Source organism: Kitasatospora nipponensis, from assembly GCF_039528135.1.
In the GTDB taxonomy this organism is placed as follows: domain Bacteria; phylum Actinomycetota; class Actinomycetes; order Streptomycetales; family Streptomycetaceae; genus Kitasatospora; species Kitasatospora nipponensis.
The window spans coordinates 1-1,440 of the sequence record NZ_BAAALF010000453.1; the positions used below are offsets into that span (position 1 = coordinate 1).

Here is a 1,440-nt window from a genome sequence, read left to right on the forward strand (position 1 = left end):
GGCCGCGCAGGCGGCGGCGGACGCGGCCGGCTACTCGGGTGTCGCGGACGCCCAGGCGCAGGCGGCGCGCGATGCCGCCGCGACGGCGAAGGCCGCTGCGGCCGAGGCCACGCGGGCGGCGAACGCGACCGTGAAGATCGCGGGTGAGGCGGCGGCTGCCGCGGCCGATGCCCAGCGGGCCGCCAACGACGCGGCCGGGCACGCGGATGCGGCGGCGGCAGCGGCCGACGACGCGGCCGCGCACGCCGGTCAGGCGGCCACGGCGGCGAACACCGCGCAGGCGGCGGCCACCGAGGCGAGTGCGGCGGCGGACTCGGCGCAGGCGGCCGCCACGCAGGCCCACAAGGTCGCGGCGATCTCGGCGGAGGCCGACACCGAGCGCCTCGCGGAGGTGCAGGCGGCGCAGGTGGCCTCGGCGAGCGCGGCGGCGGCGGTGGAGGCGCAGCGGCAGAAGGCGGCGGCCTGGCAGTCGGGGCAGGCGGCGAAGCTGTCGGCCGACACCCAGCAGCTGCTGGCGGATGCGACGGCGACGGGTGTCGACCCGGCGGTCGCGGTGGTCAAGGGCCGTCAGGTCGCGGTGTGGTTGATGACCAACGGGGGTCCGTGGGCGAAGGTCGCGGCGCAGTCCGCGCTGGCGGGCACGGACGCTGATGTGCTGGCGTTCCTGACCAGCGGGCTGCCGCTGGCGCAGGAGCGCGACGACCGGGTCAGCGCGCAGAACATCGCGGCCCAGTCGACCAACCTGCAGCAGCGGCTGGCGGCCGAGCAGGCGTCGGTGGGCACGGCGGCGCAGGTGCACGACTTCCTGGTCACGGGTGCCTACCCGGGCAAGGACGACGACGACCGGGTGCAGCTGTCGCAGATCATGGCGGCGGGCGGCCCGGGTGTGAAGGCGGCGGCCGGCAAGGCGCTGTCGGGGACCATCGACGACGTGCGCGCGTTTCTGGCCACGGGTCAGTACAAGGCGCGGGACGACGACAACCGCGTGCTGATCACCCAGGCGCTGGCTTCGGGCGGTCCCGAGGTGAAGGTCGCCGCGCAGGCGGCGCTGTCGGGTCCGACCTCGGGCCTGGTGCCGTTCCTGCAGACCGGCCTGCCGCAGGCGCAGCAGCGCGATGCGGACACGGCCACGCACGTGGCGACGATCAACTCCTACCTGTCGCAGATCGACGGTTCGGTGGCGCTGGCGCGCGAGTACGCGGCGCAGGCTGCGCAGTCGGCGGCGATCGCGCGCGGTGCGGCCAACGACGCCGCCGCGGCGGCGAACCAGGCCACCGCCTCGGCGAACCAGGCGGCGGACGCGGCCAAGGCGGCGGCTGCCTCGGCGGCCGCGGCGAAGGCCTCGGCCGACCAGGCGGCGGCGTACGCGAAGCAGGCGCAGTCCAGCGCGGCGGCCGCCCAGGCGTCCGCGCGCAGCCCGTCGGCCTCGGCGACCGCGGC

At 77.3% G+C, this 1,440-nt stretch carries 1 protein-coding gene; it reads left to right on the top strand.

Translation table 11 applies throughout. The features are described from left to right. On the top strand, positions 1–1,440 hold a 1,440-nt coding region (locus tag ABD323_RS41115), incomplete at both ends, for an ALF repeat-containing protein (protein ID WP_344447207.1).